This is a genomic window from Afipia sp. GAS231, assembly GCF_900103365.1.
In the GTDB taxonomy this organism is placed as follows: domain Bacteria; phylum Pseudomonadota; class Alphaproteobacteria; order Rhizobiales; family Xanthobacteraceae; genus Bradyrhizobium.
On sequence record NZ_LT629703.1, the window covers coordinates 4,070,655 to 4,088,399 of the forward strand.

Sequence of the window (17,745 nt, forward strand, 5' to 3'; positions counted from 1 at the left end):
GGTCGATAGGCCGTCCGATATCGGGCCGCATCCCATACCCTCGACCAGCTTGCGGGAGCGATCAAGCTGCGTGTTCAAGAGCGCGGCGGCGAAGTCGTGAAAGTATCGCCTCTGGAGTTGGCGAAACGGTTCCAACAAGAAGAGTTACTTCGTCAAGACGAGAAGAAGTTTTTCCGAGACCATCCATTTATCAAAGGGACCGCAGCCAAGGTAATCGATGATTTGATGAAAGAGCTTATGGCTCAAGTGGAGCACATAAAGGCCGAAGTGGGCTCCCAATGGATGTGGGGATATGAATCCGAGGGCGCAGGTGTTCGCGGGGTCTTGAGGTACGGAAGGGTGGCTTTGGAAGTGCGGTGGAGGCAGATTTATACGAATGTGATGGAGGATGTGGCGCTTGAGTGCACGGAATATAACGGAGCCGTTGTGCTTCGTAGCGAGAATAAGATGCCGTTTTACGAACCTCAGAAGTTAGGGCAGAAGAAGTATTACCCAGCTTTGAATATGGGACGGGAGATGCGGTGGATGGATAAGTCGAAGCCCGAGCAATTGATGTCAAACGGGGACGTAGTCGAGAAGCTGATTGAACAATTCTTGTCGTTGGTGGACAGGGTTGATCGAGGGAAGATTCCGGCGATCAGTCATTAGGTTGTGTGTTAGTTAACCCATCGAGGCCGCCGCCTTTAGCTTTTCCAGATCGGTTTCGAGAAACGCGTTGGCGACGATCAGCGCCTTGACGGGCCTCGCGGACATCACCGCCGCCGGCCTCGATAGCTGATCCGCTGCCTCCTCAATCCGGTCCATCGAGTCATGTCCCGCTTCGCCATTTCATCGAATGGGACAGCAACGCTGGCTTGAAGAGCATCGCCGCCAGTCACATGTCATAAGGATCGGGGATCGTTGGCCCGACACACTGGCAACGCACCCACCGCCTCATCGAAGGTCGTGTGCGTCCAAATAAGAGCGAGCACGGGCTGCGTTCGAGCACCGCTCGACACAGTACCTCTACGCAAACGCAACGGCACGAGCCGTCGAGGGAGACCTTGGCGGCTTTTTGCGTGTGGAATCATGCTCTAGTCTTCGTCCGGCTCGCGCACGACCGGCGGATCGTCGACGCGGTCCTCGTCCTCTTCATCCTCTTCGTCCTCGTCAGGATGATCGCGGGGCGGCATCGTGTTGCCCATGATCTCACGAAGGGACTCCAGTCGATCAACCTTGGTGGAAAATTCCTCGGGGATGCGTGGGGTCATGTTTTTGCTCCTCCCAAGGCAAGGCATCATCGAAGCAGTCGCGCAGTGTTAGCGGCGGCCTCAGCCAGCATCTCGCAGAGCTGGCGCTTGGTGAATTCCTTAGGCTTTGGCTTGTGTGAAGACATCACCTTTTCCACCGGGCGGTGGCATGCCGCCAACGATGGCCTCGCTATGATCTTGGGATTGGCGGTTGGCGGCTTGTGACCGCGCTTCAGGCCCATGCGCAGCAACTTGGCGCAGACCGCGTCACGGCTGTACCCGAGACGGCGCGAGATCTGCGCGGCGCTGTGGCCCTTGGTCCAAAGCGCTGTAAGTAACGCAACGTCGGAGGCGTTCCACTCCATGGCAGATGGCTTATACACCAAACACAAAGGACTGCGAAAGGTTTGGCGGCACCGACGTTTTTTAGATTGCCCTCTTCCGGAATTGGACTAGCCTGCGGAACGCAAGTTTTTGGGAGGGCGCACGTGAACTCCACCCTTAAAATTCAGACACCAGAAGCAATAACCTTGATCGAAAGGATTAAGGCCGAACTCAAAAAGCGTGCCGAGGCAAGGGCCAAGCGGATGTGGCTGAGAAAGCCCAAAAGGCTGGCGAGACGTTGAGGGCTAGTCGATCAGCTCACCGGTATCGCCGGTCTCTTTGAAAAGCGTCCTCAGCAACCGCCACAGCTCGCGGTGCCCAGCAGTCTGTCCGCCTTGCTTGAGGTAATCTGCAATATCCATCGTCGCCGTTTGTATCTCAATCGCGCCCTGAACGGTCGCGTCTAAATGTGCCACTTCGCGCTCGACGTATAAATTCTTCGCGTCGGTATCGAAAACTAGCGTGCAACGATCCCCGTGGGTGATCTCAGGGCCTTTTACCTGACGATACAGTTCTCGTTTTAAGAGAGCCATTTGACGCTCCTGTCAGAAGTGCTGACTTAATCACCCTAAATAAATCATACCAATCCTTTCGATCATATGCGGGAACGTCTTAGCCGCCTCAAACAATTTCCCTCGCGCGTAACCCATCGAGGCCGCCGCCTTCAGTTTCTTCCAGATCGGTTTCGAGAAAGGTGTTCGCCACGATCAGCGCCTTGATGGCCTCGCGGGGAATAAGCTGAAATTTTCTGCTCAATCGGTGCATTACCGGCTTTGACCCTTACACGGCCAATCTCGACCATGCACACGGCCAAGACCCAAAGTGTTCGCCAGCCACAACGGAACCGTTTCCTCTTGAGGCCCATAGCGTATTACGGGCACTACGGGCCCGCCGCATGGATCGACCCGGTCGTCCTCAGGGCGATAACGATATCGTGGAACAATATAGTAATCCCAGTAAGGAGTTGTCCTAACCACGGGCACTCTGATGAGAGGCCTTTCCCGTGGTTCACGAACGACTTTGGCCTTCTGCGCATGCGCTGCGACACTAAACGTCCCCAGGTTACACAACACCAGGGCGGTTCCGAGAGCGAACGCTACGGTCATTATCCTCATGCCTTGGCCTCCCTGCCACACACAGCCTAGACCCAACTCGGACATCCGCGACGTTCGACTTCGCGCCGCTGTTGAGGGTATATCGGACATCAAAGGCACCTGATCCGCAACGCCTCATTTTATGAAAACTAGCGGCCCATCAGGCTTGGCGAAGCCGCGCGGCCCTGGGGGGCCTTGCCGCCGACGATCCAGCGCATTGCAGGATCGTGACGAAGACGTTCGGCATAGCAGCCATCGAGAGTAGGAGATCATGATGTTTATCGCAATGAACCGTTTCCGGGTTACCAAAGGGTCTGAAGCAGCCTTCGAGCAGGTCTGGATGTCGCGCGACAGTCATCTCGAAAAAGTCCCGGGCTTCGTAGAGTTTCACCTTCTCAAAGGTCCCGAGGCCGAGGATCACACGCTTTATGCTTCTCATACCGTCTGGGAAAACCGTGCCGTGTTTGAAGCGTGGACCAAATCAGAGGCGTTCCGTGCTGCGCATAGTCGGGCAGGGGATAACAAGCCGCTGTATCTGGATCACCCCCAGTTCGAGGGCTTTGAGGTTCGCCAGACGGTGGGACGCGGCAAGGTCGCGTAATACGCACGGACATTTTGCTGTCCATCGCAAGCGCGTGAGAACCCGTCAATGTCCGTTCTTGGATGGTGGTCTCAACCGGTCGACGCAACACTTTATCTTAGAGGGAAAAGATGGAGTGTGGGATGGAACGAAGATTTCATAGAGGTTTTACTGCGGCAGAGAAAACGGAGTTATGGGATCGCTGGAAGCGCGGGGAGTCATTGAAGGCGATAGGGCGAGCTTTTGGTAAGCAGTCATCGTCGATCTATTTTCTGGTTGCCCCGCATGGAGGGTTTCGTCCTGCGGAGCGGCGTCGCTCCAGGTTGGCATTGACGCATGCGGAACGCGAGGTGATTTCCAGAGGTGTTAGCGCACGTCGATCGGCCCGGTCTATCGCCAAACTGCTTGGCCGCTCACCCTCGACGGTGAGCCGGGAAATGAGCCGCAATGGCGGCTGTGATCGCTACCGGGCGACAGTTGCGGACGAGAATGCCTGGGCACGATCGCGTCGTCCAAAATGTTGTAAATTGGCGATCAATTCGCGGCTTCGGCAGGCCGTGGCAGGGAAGCTCAGATTGGATTGGTCACCCGAGCAGATAGCCGGTTGGCTGAAGAGAACGCATCCTGAAGACGAGTATAATCAGGTGTCACACGAGACCATCTATCGCAGCCTGTTTGTCCAAGCGCGCGGCGTGCTCAAGAAAGAGCTGCTTTGCCATCTCCGATCGAAGCGCTCGATGCGTCGCTCCAGGCCGGTTGATCCGAATGGCGATAGACGGGGGCATATGAAGGATGCCGTCTCAATCCGTCAGCGACCGGCTGCGGTTGAAGATAGGGCGGTGCCTGGCCATTGGGAGGGCGATCTGCTGTCCGGGCCGAACAACACCTACATCGCGACCTTGGTCGAGCGTCAAACGCGTTACGTGATGTTGGCCAAGGTGGCAGGCAAGGACACCCGGACGGTAGTCACCGCACTCATCAAGCAGGCGAAGAAGCTACCAAAGGAGCTGTATAAGTCCTTGACCTGGGACCGGGGCAAGGAACTGACGGCTCATCGTCGATTTACGTTGGCGACCAACATCGACGTCTATTTTTGCGATCCGCAAAGCCCGTGGCAGCGCGGGTCGAACGAGAACACCAATGGCCTGTTGAGACAGTACTTCCCTCAGGGCACCGACTTGTCGGTGCATTCGCAAGCCCATCTGAACAAAGTGGCTCGTCAACTAAACGAACGGCCACGTGAGACCTTGCAATTTGAAACCCCAGCAGAGAGATTTAACGCCTGTGTTGCGTCGACCGGTTGAGCCGGCAGATGAACAGCGGAAAACATGTGCTCGTATTGAGCTTTTCCGGTTTTGACCCAGAGCAGACCTTTCGGGCGTGCCCGACAAAGGATTTTCGCGGCGCATTCCGCTATCATTCGAATGCATGAAGACGTCCCCCCCCGCACGTGGTTAGCATTTGATAGATTTCACTCTCGGGACGTATTTCTCATGCTCAATGGAGACACGTTCAGCGAGAGCTATCGCGTGAGCCATCAGTCGGCGGATATCGTAGCCGACTATGTCAGCACTTTTGAAGCGGGCTATTGCGCGGCGTTGTGGCGGAAGGTCGAACAGCCTTTGCTCGAAAGAATTCTGCGCCCGCTCGGAGGGGCAGAGCGAACAATCCTCGATTTCGCCTGCGGAACCGGGCGTATTACAAAGGTCGCAGGCCTGTTCTACGGTTCGGTTGTCGGGGTCGATGTGTCAGAAGCAATGCTTTTGGCGGCTTCCGTGCCCAACAACGTGACGCTGCTATGCATCGACATTACGAAGGTCCCGCTTGAACACACATTTGACGTCGCCACCGCGTTTCGTTTTTTCTTGAATGCAGAAGACCCGCTCAGACGGGCCGCATTGCGGGCGATCTATCGGCATCTCCGCAACGGCGGCGTGTTGGTGTGCAACGTCCAACTAAATGGGACGTCACCCATGGGGTTAGTCAGTCATATCATGAGCTGGGCCTATCCGAGAATACCTCGAAACACGCTGACCTTGGATCGATTTTCAAGGCTACTGTCGGATGAAGGATTTGAGGTAGTGGAGAGCATGTACTACGGCTATCTCCCGCGACCGGGCCGATTGTTTCCGCGTCTCTGCGACGCGCTGATCGTGCCGTTCGAGAAGGCGTGCCGCAGGCTCAGGGTCCCCGGATGGTTCGCGGAGAGTTTTATTGTCGTGGCGCGAAAGCGGCAATTTACATGGGTTCACAATTGAGGCCGCGCAATAGACGCTTCGCACCGATGTCGCCGTTTGGCACTTTTCGGACATGGCGCGATGTCTGACCTAGGTCCGTTATGCGCTGTAGAGCGGACAAGGAAACCGATCAGGATCAGTCATCACGGGCTTTCCCGTTACCGACGTAAAGGTGCCGGTGCCAGCTTTGGAGGTAATGAAGAGGTGGGACTTGCACCCACTGTAAAGCTGCACCGGCTGTGGGCGTTGTTTTCCCGCACGACCTCCCACTGCGCGCGCCCGGAGGTGGATCTGAAAGGCCCTCCGGGATTTGATTGGGTGACGGCGGCCTCAAAGGAGAAAAAAGCAAAAGACCGCCGTCACCTTCCGCGACGGTTGCCGGCAACCAACAAGCGGCTGTACATCGCGAAACCTTAAATTCATTTATAGGCGATGAAGTCGCTAATTTTGACGGCGGCACGCCAACCCGGCGCTAGTTCATCAGCCATCTTAAAGATAGCCCCAGCGCCAGTCCGGGTTGGTGGCGAGTTGGTTATTTCAACCCATGCCTGTTGTGTTCCAGCAGCGATGTTCTTTTTCGATTTCTTTGAAAACATATCGAACACTTCGAAAGGAGCACCTGTTGCGTATATCCGGATGCCCCAATCCTTCCATTCCTTATGTCCCAAGTCATTGTTGGGGATCGCCGCCATAGCCTGCCTGATGAGATCAAGGTCAGTCTGCTGCAGGTCAGCTTTTTGGTCAGCCTTTGATTCTGCCTCCGGCGTTGTTTCAACAAGTTGATCAATCAGCCATTGCGGTGCATCGGCAATGTCGGTCTCGTTGATCCATTCATAGGCCCCGACACCTGGCTTGACGCTTGGTGGAGCTAGCACCATCCCGCCTTCCCCTCGAACATCGACACCGGGCGCGAGCTTGCTGTCACTATTAGTAATTTTTACCCCTGCTGAATATTTGAAATAACAGTGCTTGGAGCCAGTCGGGCTTTCCGCCATCCGCGTTTCCGGCAATGGGCCATTAGCATCAATCAACGCTTGCAGGTTGGCGATACCGTCAACGCCATGACCTTCGACAGTATCGGCATCGATAACGAAAATTCCGTTTTCAATTCCAGTCGGGACGCCAACATTCGCCTTTGGCCACCCAGGCTCGCGTTGATACGCCGTCTCACGCGCGTGTCCGGATCATGACCGCTCCGACTTTGGCCGACTTCTTCCATGACATCCAGTTTGGAGCAGTAGCCAAAAGAGTCCCCGCAATCAGAGCTCAGCGCTTGCTCGGCCTACTCAATCCGCATTTCTCGCGCGAGCTTATCAAGCTCCGGTTCAAGCGAATCCGCCCACGACGGCGCGATCAAGCCAAACGCCGCGTTCAGCCGCGTCAGATCCAGGCGAGAATTATGTGGTCGCTTCGCTCTCGTTGGAAACTCCTCAGTTCGCAAAGGCGCGATCGATTGGACCGCAAGCTTGATCCCGCGCGCGCGCAAACCATCGATAATCCGGGCAGCAAAGCCGTGCCAACTGGTTTCGCCCGACGCTGCTATATTCACGAGGCCGTTTGCCTTGGCGAAGCGTTGCGGAAGATTGGTGCTGTCTGCGGCGAGTATGCCGGCGATGGCGTCGGCAATAACCCGCCCCGAGGTTGGCGCGCCGACTTGATCTGCGACGACCTTCAATTCCGTTCGCTCGCAGGCCAAACGCGCGATCGTCTTCAGGAAATTGACGCCCGTCGCCGCGTAGACCCAGGATGTCCGAACGATCAAATGGGGTCCAGCGCCAGCGCGGATGGCCTCTTCTCCGGCGAGCTTGCTGGCGCCGTAAACCGATAGGGGAGCCGGCGGGCTATCCTCGTGCCATGGTGTTTCGCCTTGACCGTCGAACACGTAGTCGGTCGAGAAGTGAACGAGAGGAACTTGCCTGCGCGACGCCCATCGGGCGATAACACCGGGAGCTTCACCATTGACGATGAAGGCGAGCTCGCGCTCGTCTTCCGCGCGGTCGACCGCGGTGTAGGCCGCGGGATTGACAATCAGATCCGGCGAAAGACGGTCAAGTGCCTCTGGAAGCGTACTGGGCTCGGCCAGGTTGAGGACCGAACGGTCGGCTGGAATGACATCGCCGAGCCTGCAGAGCCTTTCGGTCAGCGCCTTGCCAACCTGCCCCGTCACACCGGTGACGAGGATGCGCATCAAACCTGGCCGTAGACAGGCAGATTTGCGACCTGCGACAGCAGCGGTGCCGCTGCGTCCCGGGTCGAAAGCAGCGGGTTCTCCATGCCCCAGGCAATTCCAATTGCCGGGTCATCCCAGCGCACGACGATCTCGTCCTTCGGACTATAGAGTTCGTCGCACTTGTAAAAGAAATCCGCCGTCTCTGACAAAGTCAGAAAGCCATGCGCAAATCCCCGCGGTATCCACAATTGCCTGCGGTTCTCTTCGCTCAGCTCGACCGCGACATGGCGCCCGAAGTTCGGGCTACCGAGGCGTACATCTACGGCAACATCCAGCACTCGGCCGCGCATGGCGCTCACCAGCTTGCCTTGGGTGCTCGGGTTTTGCAGATGCAGCCCCCGCAGCACGCCCCGGGCCGAGCGCGACATGTTGTCTTGCACAAATGGCCGACAGACACCGCAGTCCGTGTAACGGCCCACCTGAAAGGTTTCGAGATGGAAGCCCCGCTGGTCACCGAAAAGCTTGAGTTCGATAATCAGGACTTCAGGGAGATCGGCAACAATGACATTCATCGGCTAAATACAAGGGGTGGGAGGTAAACTCAGTTCGCCATAACAAATTCGGCTGTCGCGCGCCATCTGTTATGTCTCGAAAGCAGAGCCAAGAGGGCTCGCCGGGACTCATTCTTGCTTCGCCGGAGCCGACTGCAGCGCCTGGCTGCTGCCAAGCAGCCGAATGCGGTTGAGTGGCGTCCGTACTGTGAAGACGCCAAAAATCGGCTCTATCGGTGCAGCCTCGAACAAGATTGCAGAATTGATCCAGTGGTGTTGGATGTGATTTTCCTGCGTGCCTTCGGCGACCGAGACGCAAAGCGAGTATTGCCCTGCCTTGAGTCTGGGCATCTCAAAACCGAATTCGCCCACGAAGGTTGAGCCGGCGGAAATTCGTATGGGGTCGCCCGCGTGCGACAAGAAGGTATTGCTGACGAAGACATCCTGACCCATGCGGTCGTGAACAATGAATCCAACGATGGGAAGTGCCAGATCGTCCTCCGCCCGTGCGCTTATCCGAAGCACAACCTGCTCTCCGCCGCGCACCAGGCTCAGCGGCCGTTGATTGCTATCCGTAAACGCGACTTCGACGATCGTGGCACCGCGCGTGCCGAACCATTGAGCGCCTGGATTTAGCTGTCCTTCGCCGGGCACGTCGACTGTCGCGTCGACGTCCGGTGGCTCATGACCGACCCCGGTTCGAAATGTTCCGCCGGTGTCTGTGGAGGCATAGGTCGACGACACATATTCGTGGATCACATCTGCAGGCGAGCTGTCAGCCTTGATCGAACCGTGGTCGACAAAGATGGCGCGACTGCACACGTTGGCGACGGCAGGGAGATCATGTGAAACCAGCAGGATTGTTCCGCGTGTTTGGAAATTACGAATGAACTCCATGCATTTGGCGCCGAATGCGGCATCGCCGACGCTGAGTACTTCGTCGATCACCAGGATGTCGGCATCAACATGGACGGAAATCGCAAAGGCGAGCCGGGCCTGCATGCCGGATGAATAATGGCGCAGTGGCTGCTCAATGAACGGACCGAGCCCGGCAAAATCGATGATCGAATCAAAGCGCTTTCGAATCTCGGCCGATGAGAGACCGAGCGCCGTAGCGGCTATGTAGATGTTCTCACGCCCACTCAACTCCGGCGAAAAGCCGGCGCCGAGCCCCAGCATGGTGGCTATTTTGCCTTGAACCGACAATGTGCCGCATGTGGGCGCAACGATTCCACAGATCAACTGCAGCAAAGTCGATTTGCCGGCGCCGTTCCGGCCGATGATGCCGAGGCTTTCCCCGCGGCGAATCTCAAGATTCACGTCCCGAACCGCCCAGAACTCCTCGAAGTATTTCCCGCGCTTGCCCAGCAGAAACTGTTTGGCGCGGTCGAGCGGCCGTTGGTAGAGCTCAAACGCCTTACCCAGTCCGCGTGCCCGAATGACAACGTCAGAGCTCATCGACTGCCCGATGCCGAGCATAGATGAAAAATCCGTAGCCTAGCCGGAACATGATCACGGCAAGCGTCACTGCGCCGACGAGGTTGGACCAGCTCGGAACGTTGCCTCGGACCAAAATATCCCGCGTCGCCTCGATGTAGAAGGTCAACGGATTAAGATAAAGGAGCGGCCGAATGCCTGCCGGTACGTCTGAGGGCGAATAGAACAGCGGTGTGGCGAGCAGAAGTGCCGGCATAATCGACGCGATGAAATACGATAAATCGCGCACGAAAACGCCGATGATCGAGAGCACCCACACCATGCCAAGCATGGTCAGGCAGAAGCTTACGAAAATGATCGGCAGGAGCACAATGGCCGGTGCCGGATGGCCGCGAACTACGATGGAGAAACTGATCAGGATGGCTAAAAGTATGACGGTCGAAATCGATGAGCGGACCAGCGCTATCCAGGCCAGTGCTTCGGTCGGAAACATCGTCTTCTTGAGCATTTGGACATGCCCCGCGAGCATGCTGGGAGCGCGGAGCAAAAGTTCCGAAAACGTCTGAAAATAGATCAGGCCGCAAAAGATGAAGAGCGGGTAGGCGAGGTAGTCACCCCTATTCGTCGCTGGCGCGATGGAAGCGGTCGAAACCGAATAGAACGCAAGCAGACCCAGTGGGGCTGCCACCAGCCAGAACCAGCCGAACAGCGACCCGCGATAGGCGGAAAAGAGTTCACCCATGGTGAGACGGACTACCAGTTCGCGATGGCGCCACGCCGAGGCGAGGCCGGCGAAGAAACCGGGAAACTTCTTGTCCATCGTCTGGGCGCCGAGCGTCTCCAATTTGTTTTTCCCGTGGGCAGAACCCGGTTAGTGTTATTCAGCCCCGTCTACAATGCAATTGCACAGGAGCGGTCGTCGCCAGCCGAAAACCGGAGTGACAGAGAACCTGTAGCTGCGTAACCTCAGATTTTCACTTACATTGCATCCGATGATCCCGGTCAAGACTCTCAAGGCCGGAAATCCCAGCTGGCGATAGAAACGTAATGGGGCTAGAGGCTTACCTACCATTCTCATCCGTGAGGCGCCGGCACGACGAACTGACGCGGTCAGGCTTGTTCGATTCCGTTTGGTACGGGCTCAACAACTCGGATTCGTTCCGGCCCGCATCCGTATGGCCGCTCGCTCGGCGCATGGATGCGGCCTGGCACCACGTCTCGTTGGGGCGCCTGCTTGACCCCAATCCGCTCTTCGACACCGAATGGTATGTTGCGAAACGGCCCGAAGCAGCAGACCGCGGCAACGTTCCGATTCTCCACTATCTTGCCCGAGGAGCCGGTGAAGGGCTCGATCCTAACCCGGATTTCAGCACCGCAGATTATTTCCGCCGCTACCCCGACGCGCATGCGAGCGGATTGACCGCGCTCGAACACTTCATGCTGCGCGGCGCAAGAGAAGGGCGAGACCCCCGGCACGAGCCGATTTCCCAACCCAAGCGCTCCGGAAACCTGCGGCTTGTCTGCGTATTCAGCCATTTCGATGCCGCCGGTCGGATACTGCCTTATGTGCAGCGATACCTGTCCGAACTCGGCCGGTGCGGTTTCGAGGTGCACCTGGTGAGCACATCTCCCAATCTGAGCGCTTCTGATCGACGCGACGTAGAACGTGGCGGCGTTAGGGTGCATTGCCGTGAGAACGCTGGATTGGACTTCGCTTCGTGGCAATGGGCGTTGCATCACGTTGTCCCGTTGGCAGAGGTGGATTGGCTATTGCTGGCAAACGACAGCGTGTTTGGTCCGATTTTTGATCTTGAGCCTGTATTCAATTCGCAATTTGCCGAGAACTGGGACTTCTGGGGGATTACCGACTCCTATGAAATGGCTTGGCATCTGCAATCATACTTTCTTTGCTTTCGCGGCGACGTGGCACGAAGCGAAGCTTTTCGCAAAGTGTTTGCGGTGGATTTCGCAAGTCTGACAAAGCGATCGATTATCCGCAGGGGCGAGATTTCACTCTCGCAGTCGCTGCGCCGCTCGGGGTTTCGCGGCAACGCGGTCTGTCCGTTTGACAGGCTGCGGAAATCAAGAAGTTTCCGCCGGTGCAACCCGACCCATTTTTACTGGGATCAGCTGATCGCCCGCTCGCGTTGTCCGTTTATCAAGCGACAGCTCATTCGAGACAACCCAATGAAGTTGGCGAGTGCCGGTTACTGGAAGGGCTTTCTCGACCGTTATACGAGTTACGATACGTCGTTGATCTCCGATGCCATGCTGCCAGTCGAAAATGTGCCGCCGTCGTAAACTGCTCGTCGATCAGGTCAGTGCGTCGGTGGACCTGACGATGGCGCGAGGGCGCCCCTGAAAGCCGTTGGGGGCGCGGAATTGACGGCGATCCCCATACAGATCTCGATCACGATCGCAGCGATAATCGCCCAGGCCAGTCTTCCGTCCAAACCGATCAGTGCATCTATGGTGAGAAGAAGGATCGCGTGGTGGACGATGACCCCCACGCAAACGACGTATAATTTCCAAGGTCTCTCCTGTCTGCCACCGAGACCGATTAGCGCGAGACGGACACCGGCCAGCAGATAGATCACGGTCAGGATTGGCGAGATCGTTCGCTTGAATGCCTCTCTTATCCATTCACGGTGATAATTTGCGTCGCCCTGATCGTATCCGGCAGAAAAAGCAGACAAATCCAGTTCAGCCAGATACTTCGCATTTCGTTCAGGCGTAGCGCTGCCGCGCATACCCGAATCGATCCACAGCTTGTCGACGCTGACAATTGCGGGCGCCCGCTCGCCTGCCTTTCGCGTTTGCAGTACGGCGTCGACGAGATAGAGCAGGGTCTTCCCGGGCGTTCTTACAAAATTTCCGGACTGAGAGCTGATCGATCTTTCACCTCCGTCCTTGGCTCGCTCCTGCATGAACACCTCGGCAATCTCATTGTCGGCTATCCGGCGACCGAAGTAGAAAGTGCGGCTATTATCATTCAGCGTATAGAAATGCTGCGGCTCGAGCGTCGAAGGATCGACGTTGTGAGTCCCAATGTAGATCGCGTCCAGAACGCGGCTCCAGCCACGCGGGACTTCGACAAGGGAGAGATAAAATCCAGCGGCTGCGGCCAACACCGCCAGCAGGAGTGCAGGCAGAATGACGGAGAAATGAGAAAACCCCGTCGCGTAGAGCACATCAACGGCATGATCGTCGACAAGGTTGGTGTAGTACCATGTTGCCGCGACGGCCATGCCGACGGGCATAACGTTGCAAAAATTGATTGTAAGCGCGCCGAAGAAAACCGGAAGTATGGCCTTGGAATAAAGGACGGCTGACGGAGCGCTCGCAAATACAAAGCCAAGCGTTAGTACGCTCGACAGGGCACTGGTTACGACGAGTAGCGCCACAAGCAACTGGACGAACATATGTCGCTGGATCGTCATGGAAACGAGGCTGGTCCGCAAGCATGAGAATTGCGCAACCTATTACGTCTGTCGGGTGATGTAAAACGTGCGCTTTAGCGCCGTGAAAGCCTCATGGCCAGCCGCCGCGCATGGGCGAACTCTTGAACGGGGGCGCGCACCAGCGTCTTCAGACGTGACCATCGCCGCGGCCCGAACAGCGCGACCTGCACGTACAGGGCGAGCCAGATAAGCGGCCACCATACCGCGGCGAACACCTGAATTGCCCGGGTCGACGCCGGATCCACCATCAGCCAGGTGAGAATGCGCAGATGGTCGAGCCAGCCTCGGCCGGTCCTCGCGTTACGTATCGATTCCGTGCCGTCCCAGTGGGTGCGCACGGACAGTTCGTGGGGCACAAAACAGACCGCCGATCTCAGCATCAGGCGAAACCAGAGGTCCATATCAACGAGCTGGTAGATGTCGTCGCGCAAGCCTGCCACGGCCAGCGCCAGCTCGCGTCGAAACATCACGGAAGTCGGTTCTCCGATCCAGTTGCCGGCGCCGCCCATCAACATCATCTGTGCGACCAATGACGATCCCTTGTTGTGTTCGCGGAGCGCCGGAAAGAACTTGTGCGGCTTGCTCACCGTTCGGTACCGCCACGGGAGGTCATCCTGCACGATACGCCGAGGCGCGAACGCCAGCCCGACAGCCGGGTCATCAAAGCATGACGCCAGTCGCTGCAGGGCTCCAGGCAGCAGCCAGTCGTCCGCGTGCACGAATTGAATGCGGGTGCCCCGCGCGAGTTCAATGCATTTGTTGTGGTTTGCGTTGAGGCCGAGCCGAGTATCGTTGCGGATCAGACGATCGCCAGGTCGCAGCATCGTTGCCGCGATGGCCGCGCAGCCGTCTGAAGAATCGTCGTCAACCACCACAATCTCGAAGTCGACGCCGTCCTGATCGAGAATAGTGCGCAGACACCGCACGAGCGTGGCGCTGTTGTTGTATGTCGGCACGCATACCGAAATCGCCGGATTAGCCGTCAGGTCGTCGGCATCGTCGGTGCTCATCTCTGCCATTCCCAATCGAGCGAAGCGATAGCGCACCACGCCACCCGGTCGCCATCAGCCCACAATGTTCGGGCTGCCACTAGTCCGACATCTCGGGGGTTAAGTTGAATTCGGCGAATGTCCGGGACAGGTCCTCCCGCAGCGTATCCTGGGAGTTTGTCCGGCCGTTCCGATATGCGTTGACCGAGATGGAGATCTTTCCGTGGACCCGCGCTGAGACCACGAGCAGCTGGCCGCCCATGCGTTCGAGCGTGCGCTGGCTCATGCCGGGTTCGAAGAAACGCAAATGCATGTAGTCGGCGTCGGTGCCATCGGCGCGGTTCGATGGAGGGTGCAGGTCGCCGAGATTGGAGCAGCCGATCGGAATGGTTGCGGTACCCAACCCGATTCCCACCGCGCCGCGCGCCGCCCATTTCGGAGTAAGCGAGGTCAGCGGCAACGGTCCCAACATCTCCTTGGAGGTCTCCGGCAGGTCGGCGAGGGCCTGCCCGATTTTGACGCGGATCTCCCGAAGATCGGACGACAAGCGCGTCGGGTCAACCGAAACGGAGAGAAACATCAGGGCGTTGCCGCGCGTGTCACCTTCGGAGCGGTCGCTGACCGGGAGCGAAAGCGTGACCGATCCGTCGTCGCGAACGCGCCCCATTCGCACGCCCAGTCTGCCCGCGAATGCTGCGAGCAGAGAAGCGGCATTCCCGCCGAGAGCCGTCGCGCGCTCATTCCATTCCGCCAGGTCGACATAAGCAGTCAGGCTGGGCACAACGACGCGCTGATCGTTTCCATCTGTTCGCGGCGGCGGAGGTGACGCTGCGATCGACGCGGCGACCTGGCGGCGCTGGCGCCAGCCGATCCGCATCGCAGCTGCCATCGCTCGCACCAGCTCCGGTGTCGACGCGATGGTCTGCCGCGCATCCTCAAGCAGCGCCTGGCGAGGCGTGCGCGAACCGGGATCCGGATAGTCGAGGTTGCGCGGCGTCCCGCTGGCTGCATCGGCCATCGCCTGGACGATCCCAAGCCCATCCGCGAGGGTATGCGAAACGGTCAGACAAACCGCGCTCCCGCCGTCCTCGAATGGAAGTACGCCGATGCGCCAGCAGGGTCCGTACTCCGGGTCCAGCGGCAGGCTCGCGCGCTCCAGCAGCCAAGTGTTCAGATCGTTTCGCGGATGGGGGGATTCGGCGATCTCGATGTCTTCGGGCCCGCGACAGGCGACCCATCGATCGCGCGCGAAGGGCAACGGAGACCGCTCGACCCGTCGTCCCAGCAACCCGTATCCCAGACCACGGTGGAAACGGCGCAACCCATCGACATTTACCGGCCGGTTATATATCCAGTTGAACTGCACGATTGCCCCTTGGCCAAGTGCCCGCAGAGCGAGAAAGGAGGATTGGTCCATGTGCGCCAGTCGATTGTCCATCGCGTCCACGGTAGTTTATTTGCGTCGCGGTGCACAAGGCAGTGCGTAGACGAAGGTAGCTTGTTGTCCGTGGCCCAGTCTTCGCTAACCGCCGTGCTGCGCGAGCGCGCCAGCCTCCAGCCCAACGAAACGGCGTATACCTACGTTGACTACGACCAGGATCGGAAGGGCGTGCCGCTGACCTTGTCCTGGTCGCAGTTGTATCGGCGCGTGGTGAATCTTGGTGAGCAGATCAAGCACCGCGGGTCGGCCGGGGATCGCGTGCTCATACTGGCTCCGCAGGGCCTGGACTATGTCGTCAGTTTTCTGGGCGCGCTGCAGGCGGGACGTGTCGCGGTGCCGCTGTCGGTTCCGAACGGTCGCGTTCATGACGAACGTGTAGTTTCGGTGCTGGCCGATGCGTCGCCTTCTGTTGTGCTGACCACGTCTGCGGTGATCGACAATGTCAGCGCGTCGCTGCAGTCGCACCGCGGGCAATTCGCGCCTGCGATCATCGAAGTCGATCTGCTGGATCTCGATTCTCGTCAGCGAGTAACGAGCCCAAGAATTCGGGGCGCGAATGACCAGGCGGATTGCATCTATTTGCAGTACACATCCGGATCCACCCGGACGCCGGCAGGCGTCATGGTCTCCAACAAGAACGTCTTCGCCAACTTCAGGCAGATGATGGCCGACTTCTTTGCGGCCGAGGGCGGAGTCCTCCCGGGGGACAGCACCATCGTATCCTGGCTGCCGCTCTACCACGACATGGGCCTGCAATTGGGGGTCGTCTTTCCGATCCTGGCGGGTACGCCGACGTTGCTCACCAGCCCGATGGGTTTCTTCCGGCGACCTGCCCGCTGGCTGCAGTTGCTGGCGCGCAACGGTGGCGCGATTTCGGGAGCGCCGAATTTCGCCTACGAACTCGCGGCGCAGAAGACGTCCGATGACGACATGGCCGGGCTTGATCTCGGGGGCGTGCACACGATTCTCAACGGCAGCGAACGGGTGCAGCCCGCGACGCTCAAGCTATTCGCTGACCGGTTTGCGGCCTTCAACTTTGATCCAAAGGCACTGCGGCCGTCGTACGGCATGGCGGAAGCTACAGTGTACATCGCGACGCGTCGGGCGGCCAAACCCCCCGAGATCGCCAACTTCGACGTCGAGAAACTGGCTGCCGGCCAGGCGAACCGATGCGAAACCGGAAGTGGCACGCCGCTGGTCAGTTACGGTACTCCGGGATCGATGCTGGTCCGCATCGTCGATCCGAATACCAATAGCGAGTGCCCGGATGGAACGGTCGGGGAGATCTGGGTGCACGGCGACAACGTGGCTACCGGGTATTGGCACAAGCCAGAAGAGAGTCAGCGCACGTTCGGGGCAAAGATTGCCGACCCGTCCCAGCAAACCCCCGAAGCTCCCTGGCTGAGAACCGGAGACACCGGCTTCTTCTCCGATGGAGAGCTGTTCATCATCGGCCGCATCAAGGACCTGCTGATTGTCTACGGGCGCAATCACTCTCCCGAAGACATCGAGATGACGATCCGGGATATCACCGCCGGCCGCTGCGTAGCGATAGCCGTTCCCGACAAGGGCATCGAAAAGCTGGTCGTGGTCATCGAACTCAGGAAGCGGGGCGTCTCCGACGAGGAGGTGGACCGACTGCGCATCCTGAAACGCGAAGTCACGTCGGCAATTTCAGAGTCTCGGGGTCTGAGTGTGGCGGATCTGGTTCTGGTTTCGCCCGGCTCGATCCCGGTTACCACCAGCGGCAAGATCAGGCGATCTCAATGTGTCGAGCTGTATCGGCAAAACAAGTTCACAAGAGTGGATGCCTAGTGTCACGCTGGGGTCCGATAATCCGGCGATCTCGAATACGCTCCAGGTGAACTTTGTCCAATACGATCCCGTCTTTGAATCATTGCTTCGCTGGCCTGCCGGCTGCCGGCTTGCCAAGTCAAATCGGCTGATGCATAATTCGATGGAACCATGAGCGAGGACTGCGTCTTGAGCGACGATCATGAGCGCGGGGCGGATGACGACGCCGCGGAGCAATCGCAAGAGCCGACGCGACGCGAAGCGTTGGGTCGCTTTGCGAAATATACGGCGCCGGTGATGCTGGCCATGCTGTTGAGCGAACGGGCGGCCGCCATAAGCGGAACCTGAGCGCGATCTTGACGCATGGAGGATCGGGCG

Annotated in this window: 20 protein-coding genes; 7 read left to right on the forward strand and 13 right to left on the reverse strand. The window is 58.3% G+C overall.

Features of this window, described 5'->3' with window-relative positions; genetic code table 11:
• The first annotated feature begins 96 nt into the window (after positions 1 to 96).
• Entirely contained in the window at positions 97 to 648 is a 552-nt protein-coding gene (locus BLS26_RS19195; RefSeq protein WP_092513685.1) for a hypothetical protein, read from the forward strand.
• Between the two features lie 12 nt (positions 649 to 660).
• Here the strand turns inward: BLS26_RS19195 and BLS26_RS35815 are convergent, their stop codons facing one another.
• The 5 genes from BLS26_RS35815 to BLS26_RS35825 form a co-directional block, all read right to left on the reverse strand.
• The gene (locus BLS26_RS35815; RefSeq protein WP_157676494.1) at positions 661 to 804 is read right to left on the reverse strand and encodes a hypothetical protein; all 144 of its coding nucleotides are present in this window, start codon (positions 802 to 804) and stop codon (positions 661 to 663) included.
• A 269-nt stretch (positions 805 to 1,073) separates the two neighbouring features.
• Positions 1,074 to 1,250: a hypothetical protein gene (locus tag BLS26_RS35820; protein WP_157676495.1), complete on the reverse strand. Its 177-nt coding sequence runs from the start codon at positions 1,248 to 1,250 to the stop codon at positions 1,074 to 1,076.
• Between the two features lie 26 nt (positions 1,251 to 1,276).
• On the reverse strand, positions 1,277 to 1,594 hold the full coding sequence (locus tag BLS26_RS19200; protein ID WP_092513687.1) for a GcrA family cell cycle regulator: 318 nt from the start codon (positions 1,592 to 1,594) through the stop codon (positions 1,277 to 1,279).
• Between the two features lie 264 nt (positions 1,595 to 1,858).
• Complete coding sequence (locus BLS26_RS19205; RefSeq protein ID WP_092513689.1) at positions 1,859 to 2,146, reverse strand: hypothetical protein; 288 nt, start codon at positions 2,144 to 2,146, stop codon at positions 1,859 to 1,861.
• Positions 2,147 to 2,234: 88 nt separating this feature from the next.
• Entirely contained in the window at positions 2,235 to 2,378 is a 144-nt protein-coding gene (locus BLS26_RS35825; RefSeq protein ID WP_157676496.1) for a hypothetical protein, read from the reverse strand.
• A 603-nt stretch (positions 2,379 to 2,981) separates the two neighbouring features.
• On the opposite strand from BLS26_RS35825, the gene BLS26_RS19215 reads away from it, so the two are divergent.
• From BLS26_RS19215 to BLS26_RS19225, 3 genes are all read left to right on the forward strand, one after another.
• On the forward strand, positions 2,982 to 3,308 hold the full coding sequence (locus tag BLS26_RS19215; protein ID WP_074830840.1) for an antibiotic biosynthesis monooxygenase: 327 nt from the start codon (positions 2,982 to 2,984) through the stop codon (positions 3,306 to 3,308).
• A gap of 122 nt (positions 3,309 to 3,430) precedes the next feature.
• Positions 3,431 to 4,591, forward strand: coding sequence for an IS30 family transposase (locus BLS26_RS19220; RefSeq protein ID WP_092511988.1), 1,161 nt, complete (start codon positions 3,431 to 3,433; stop codon positions 4,589 to 4,591).
• A gap of 189 nt (positions 4,592 to 4,780) precedes the next feature.
• Positions 4,781 to 5,545 carry a class I SAM-dependent methyltransferase gene (locus tag BLS26_RS19225; protein WP_092518259.1) on the forward strand — a complete coding sequence of 255 codons (765 nt, stop codon included), beginning with the start codon at positions 4,781 to 4,783 and terminating at the stop codon, positions 5,543 to 5,545.
• Between the two features lie 398 nt (positions 5,546 to 5,943).
• Here BLS26_RS19225 and BLS26_RS19230 read toward each other — a convergent pair whose 3' ends face one another.
• The 5 genes from BLS26_RS19230 to BLS26_RS19250 form a co-directional block, all read right to left on the reverse strand.
• Complete coding sequence (locus BLS26_RS19230) at positions 5,944 to 6,633, reverse strand: bifunctional DNA primase/polymerase (protein ID WP_092513690.1); 690 nt, start codon at positions 6,631 to 6,633, stop codon at positions 5,944 to 5,946.
• Between the two features lie 173 nt (positions 6,634 to 6,806).
• Positions 6,807 to 7,712 (reverse strand): dTDP-4-dehydrorhamnose reductase, encoded by a 906-nt coding sequence (rfbD, locus tag BLS26_RS19235; protein WP_092513692.1) that lies wholly within the window; start codon positions 7,710 to 7,712, stop codon positions 6,807 to 6,809.
• Positions 7,712 to 8,266, reverse strand: a complete 555-nt coding sequence (rfbC, locus tag BLS26_RS19240; RefSeq protein WP_092513694.1) for a dTDP-4-dehydrorhamnose 3,5-epimerase — start codon at positions 8,264 to 8,266, stop codon at positions 7,712 to 7,714. The genes rfbD and rfbC overlap by 1 nt, the downstream gene beginning before the upstream one ends.
• A 108-nt stretch (positions 8,267 to 8,374) precedes the next feature.
• The gene (locus BLS26_RS19245) at positions 8,375 to 9,724 is read right to left on the reverse strand and encodes an ABC transporter ATP-binding protein (RefSeq protein WP_092513696.1); all 1,350 of its coding nucleotides are present in this window, start codon (positions 9,722 to 9,724) and stop codon (positions 8,375 to 8,377) included.
• Positions 9,693 to 10,526, reverse strand: coding sequence for an ABC transporter permease (locus BLS26_RS19250; RefSeq protein WP_092513698.1), 834 nt, complete (start codon positions 10,524 to 10,526; stop codon positions 9,693 to 9,695). Before BLS26_RS19250 ends, BLS26_RS19245 begins: the two co-directional genes overlap by 32 nt.
• 272 nt (positions 10,527 to 10,798) lie before the next feature.
• Between BLS26_RS19250 and BLS26_RS19255 the strand changes: the two genes are divergently transcribed.
• Positions 10,799 to 11,983 (forward strand): rhamnan synthesis F family protein, encoded by a 1,185-nt coding sequence (locus BLS26_RS19255; RefSeq protein ID WP_157676497.1) that lies wholly within the window; start codon positions 10,799 to 10,801, stop codon positions 11,981 to 11,983.
• A 17-nt stretch (positions 11,984 to 12,000) separates the two neighbouring features.
• Here the strand turns inward: BLS26_RS19255 and BLS26_RS19260 are convergent, their stop codons facing one another.
• The 3 genes from BLS26_RS19260 to BLS26_RS19270 form a co-directional block, all read right to left on the reverse strand.
• Positions 12,001 to 13,122 carry an LptF/LptG family permease gene (locus BLS26_RS19260; protein ID WP_092513702.1) on the reverse strand — a complete coding sequence of 374 codons (1,122 nt, stop codon included), beginning with the start codon at positions 13,120 to 13,122 and terminating at the stop codon, positions 12,001 to 12,003.
• A gap of 74 nt (positions 13,123 to 13,196) precedes the next feature.
• The gene (locus BLS26_RS19265) at positions 13,197 to 14,153 is read right to left on the reverse strand and encodes a glycosyltransferase family 2 protein (RefSeq protein WP_197681259.1); all 957 of its coding nucleotides are present in this window, start codon (positions 14,151 to 14,153) and stop codon (positions 13,197 to 13,199) included.
• Between the two features lie 79 nt (positions 14,154 to 14,232).
• Positions 14,233 to 15,570 carry a hypothetical protein gene (locus tag BLS26_RS19270; RefSeq protein ID WP_157676498.1) on the reverse strand — a complete coding sequence of 446 codons (1,338 nt, stop codon included), beginning with the start codon at positions 15,568 to 15,570 and terminating at the stop codon, positions 14,233 to 14,235.
• Between the two features lie 69 nt (positions 15,571 to 15,639).
• On the opposite strand from BLS26_RS19270, the gene BLS26_RS19275 reads away from it, so the two are divergent.
• Both BLS26_RS19275 and BLS26_RS35830 read left to right on the forward strand, forming a co-directional pair.
• The gene (locus BLS26_RS19275; protein WP_092518261.1) at positions 15,640 to 17,388 is read left to right on the forward strand and encodes an AMP-binding protein; all 1,749 of its coding nucleotides are present in this window, start codon (positions 15,640 to 15,642) and stop codon (positions 17,386 to 17,388) included.
• 168 nt (positions 17,389 to 17,556) lie between these two features.
• Complete coding sequence (locus tag BLS26_RS35830) at positions 17,557 to 17,715, forward strand: hypothetical protein (protein ID WP_157676499.1); 159 nt, start codon at positions 17,557 to 17,559, stop codon at positions 17,713 to 17,715.
• Positions 17,716 to 17,745: the final 30 nt, after the last annotated feature.

Excerpts from the sequence above, each read along its gene's own strand:
- BLS26_RS35815 (WP_157676494.1), bottom strand. The coding sequence starts at position 804 with ATGGACCGGATTGAGGAGGCAGCGGATCAGCTATCGAGGCCGGCGGCG.
- BLS26_RS35820 (WP_157676495.1), bottom strand. The coding sequence starts at position 1,250 with ATGACCCCACGCATCCCCGAGGAATTTTCCACCAAGGTTGATCGACTG.
- BLS26_RS19200 (WP_092513687.1), bottom strand. The coding sequence starts at position 1,594 with ATGGAGTGGAACGCCTCCGACGTTGCGTTACTTACAGCGCTTTGGACC.
- BLS26_RS19205 (WP_092513689.1), bottom strand. The coding sequence starts at position 2,146 with ATGGCTCTCTTAAAACGAGAACTGTATCGTCAGGTAAAAGGCCCTGAG.
- BLS26_RS35825 (WP_157676496.1), bottom strand. The coding sequence starts at position 2,378 with ATGCACCGATTGAGCAGAAAATTTCAGCTTATTCCCCGCGAGGCCATC.
- BLS26_RS19215 (WP_074830840.1), top strand. The coding sequence starts at position 2,982 with ATGTTTATCGCAATGAACCGTTTCCGGGTTACCAAAGGGTCTGAAGCA.
- BLS26_RS19220 (WP_092511988.1), top strand. The coding sequence starts at position 3,431 with ATGGAACGAAGATTTCATAGAGGTTTTACTGCGGCAGAGAAAACGGAG.
- BLS26_RS19225 (WP_092518259.1), top strand. The coding sequence starts at position 4,781 with ATGCTCAATGGAGACACGTTCAGCGAGAGCTATCGCGTGAGCCATCAG.
- rfbD (WP_092513692.1), bottom strand. The coding sequence starts at position 7,712 with ATGCGCATCCTCGTCACCGGTGTGACGGGGCAGGTTGGCAAGGCGCTG.
- rfbC (WP_092513694.1), bottom strand. The coding sequence starts at position 8,266 with ATGAATGTCATTGTTGCCGATCTCCCTGAAGTCCTGATTATCGAACTC.
- BLS26_RS19245 (WP_092513696.1), bottom strand. The coding sequence starts at position 9,724 with ATGCTCGGCATCGGGCAGTCGATGAGCTCTGACGTTGTCATTCGGGCA.
- BLS26_RS19260 (WP_092513702.1), bottom strand. The coding sequence starts at position 13,122 with ATGACGATCCAGCGACATATGTTCGTCCAGTTGCTTGTGGCGCTACTC.
- BLS26_RS19265 (WP_197681259.1), bottom strand. The coding sequence starts at position 14,153 with ATGAGCACCGACGATGCCGACGACCTGACGGCTAATCCGGCGATTTCG.
- BLS26_RS19270 (WP_157676498.1), bottom strand. The coding sequence starts at position 15,570 with ATGGACAATCGACTGGCGCACATGGACCAATCCTCCTTTCTCGCTCTG.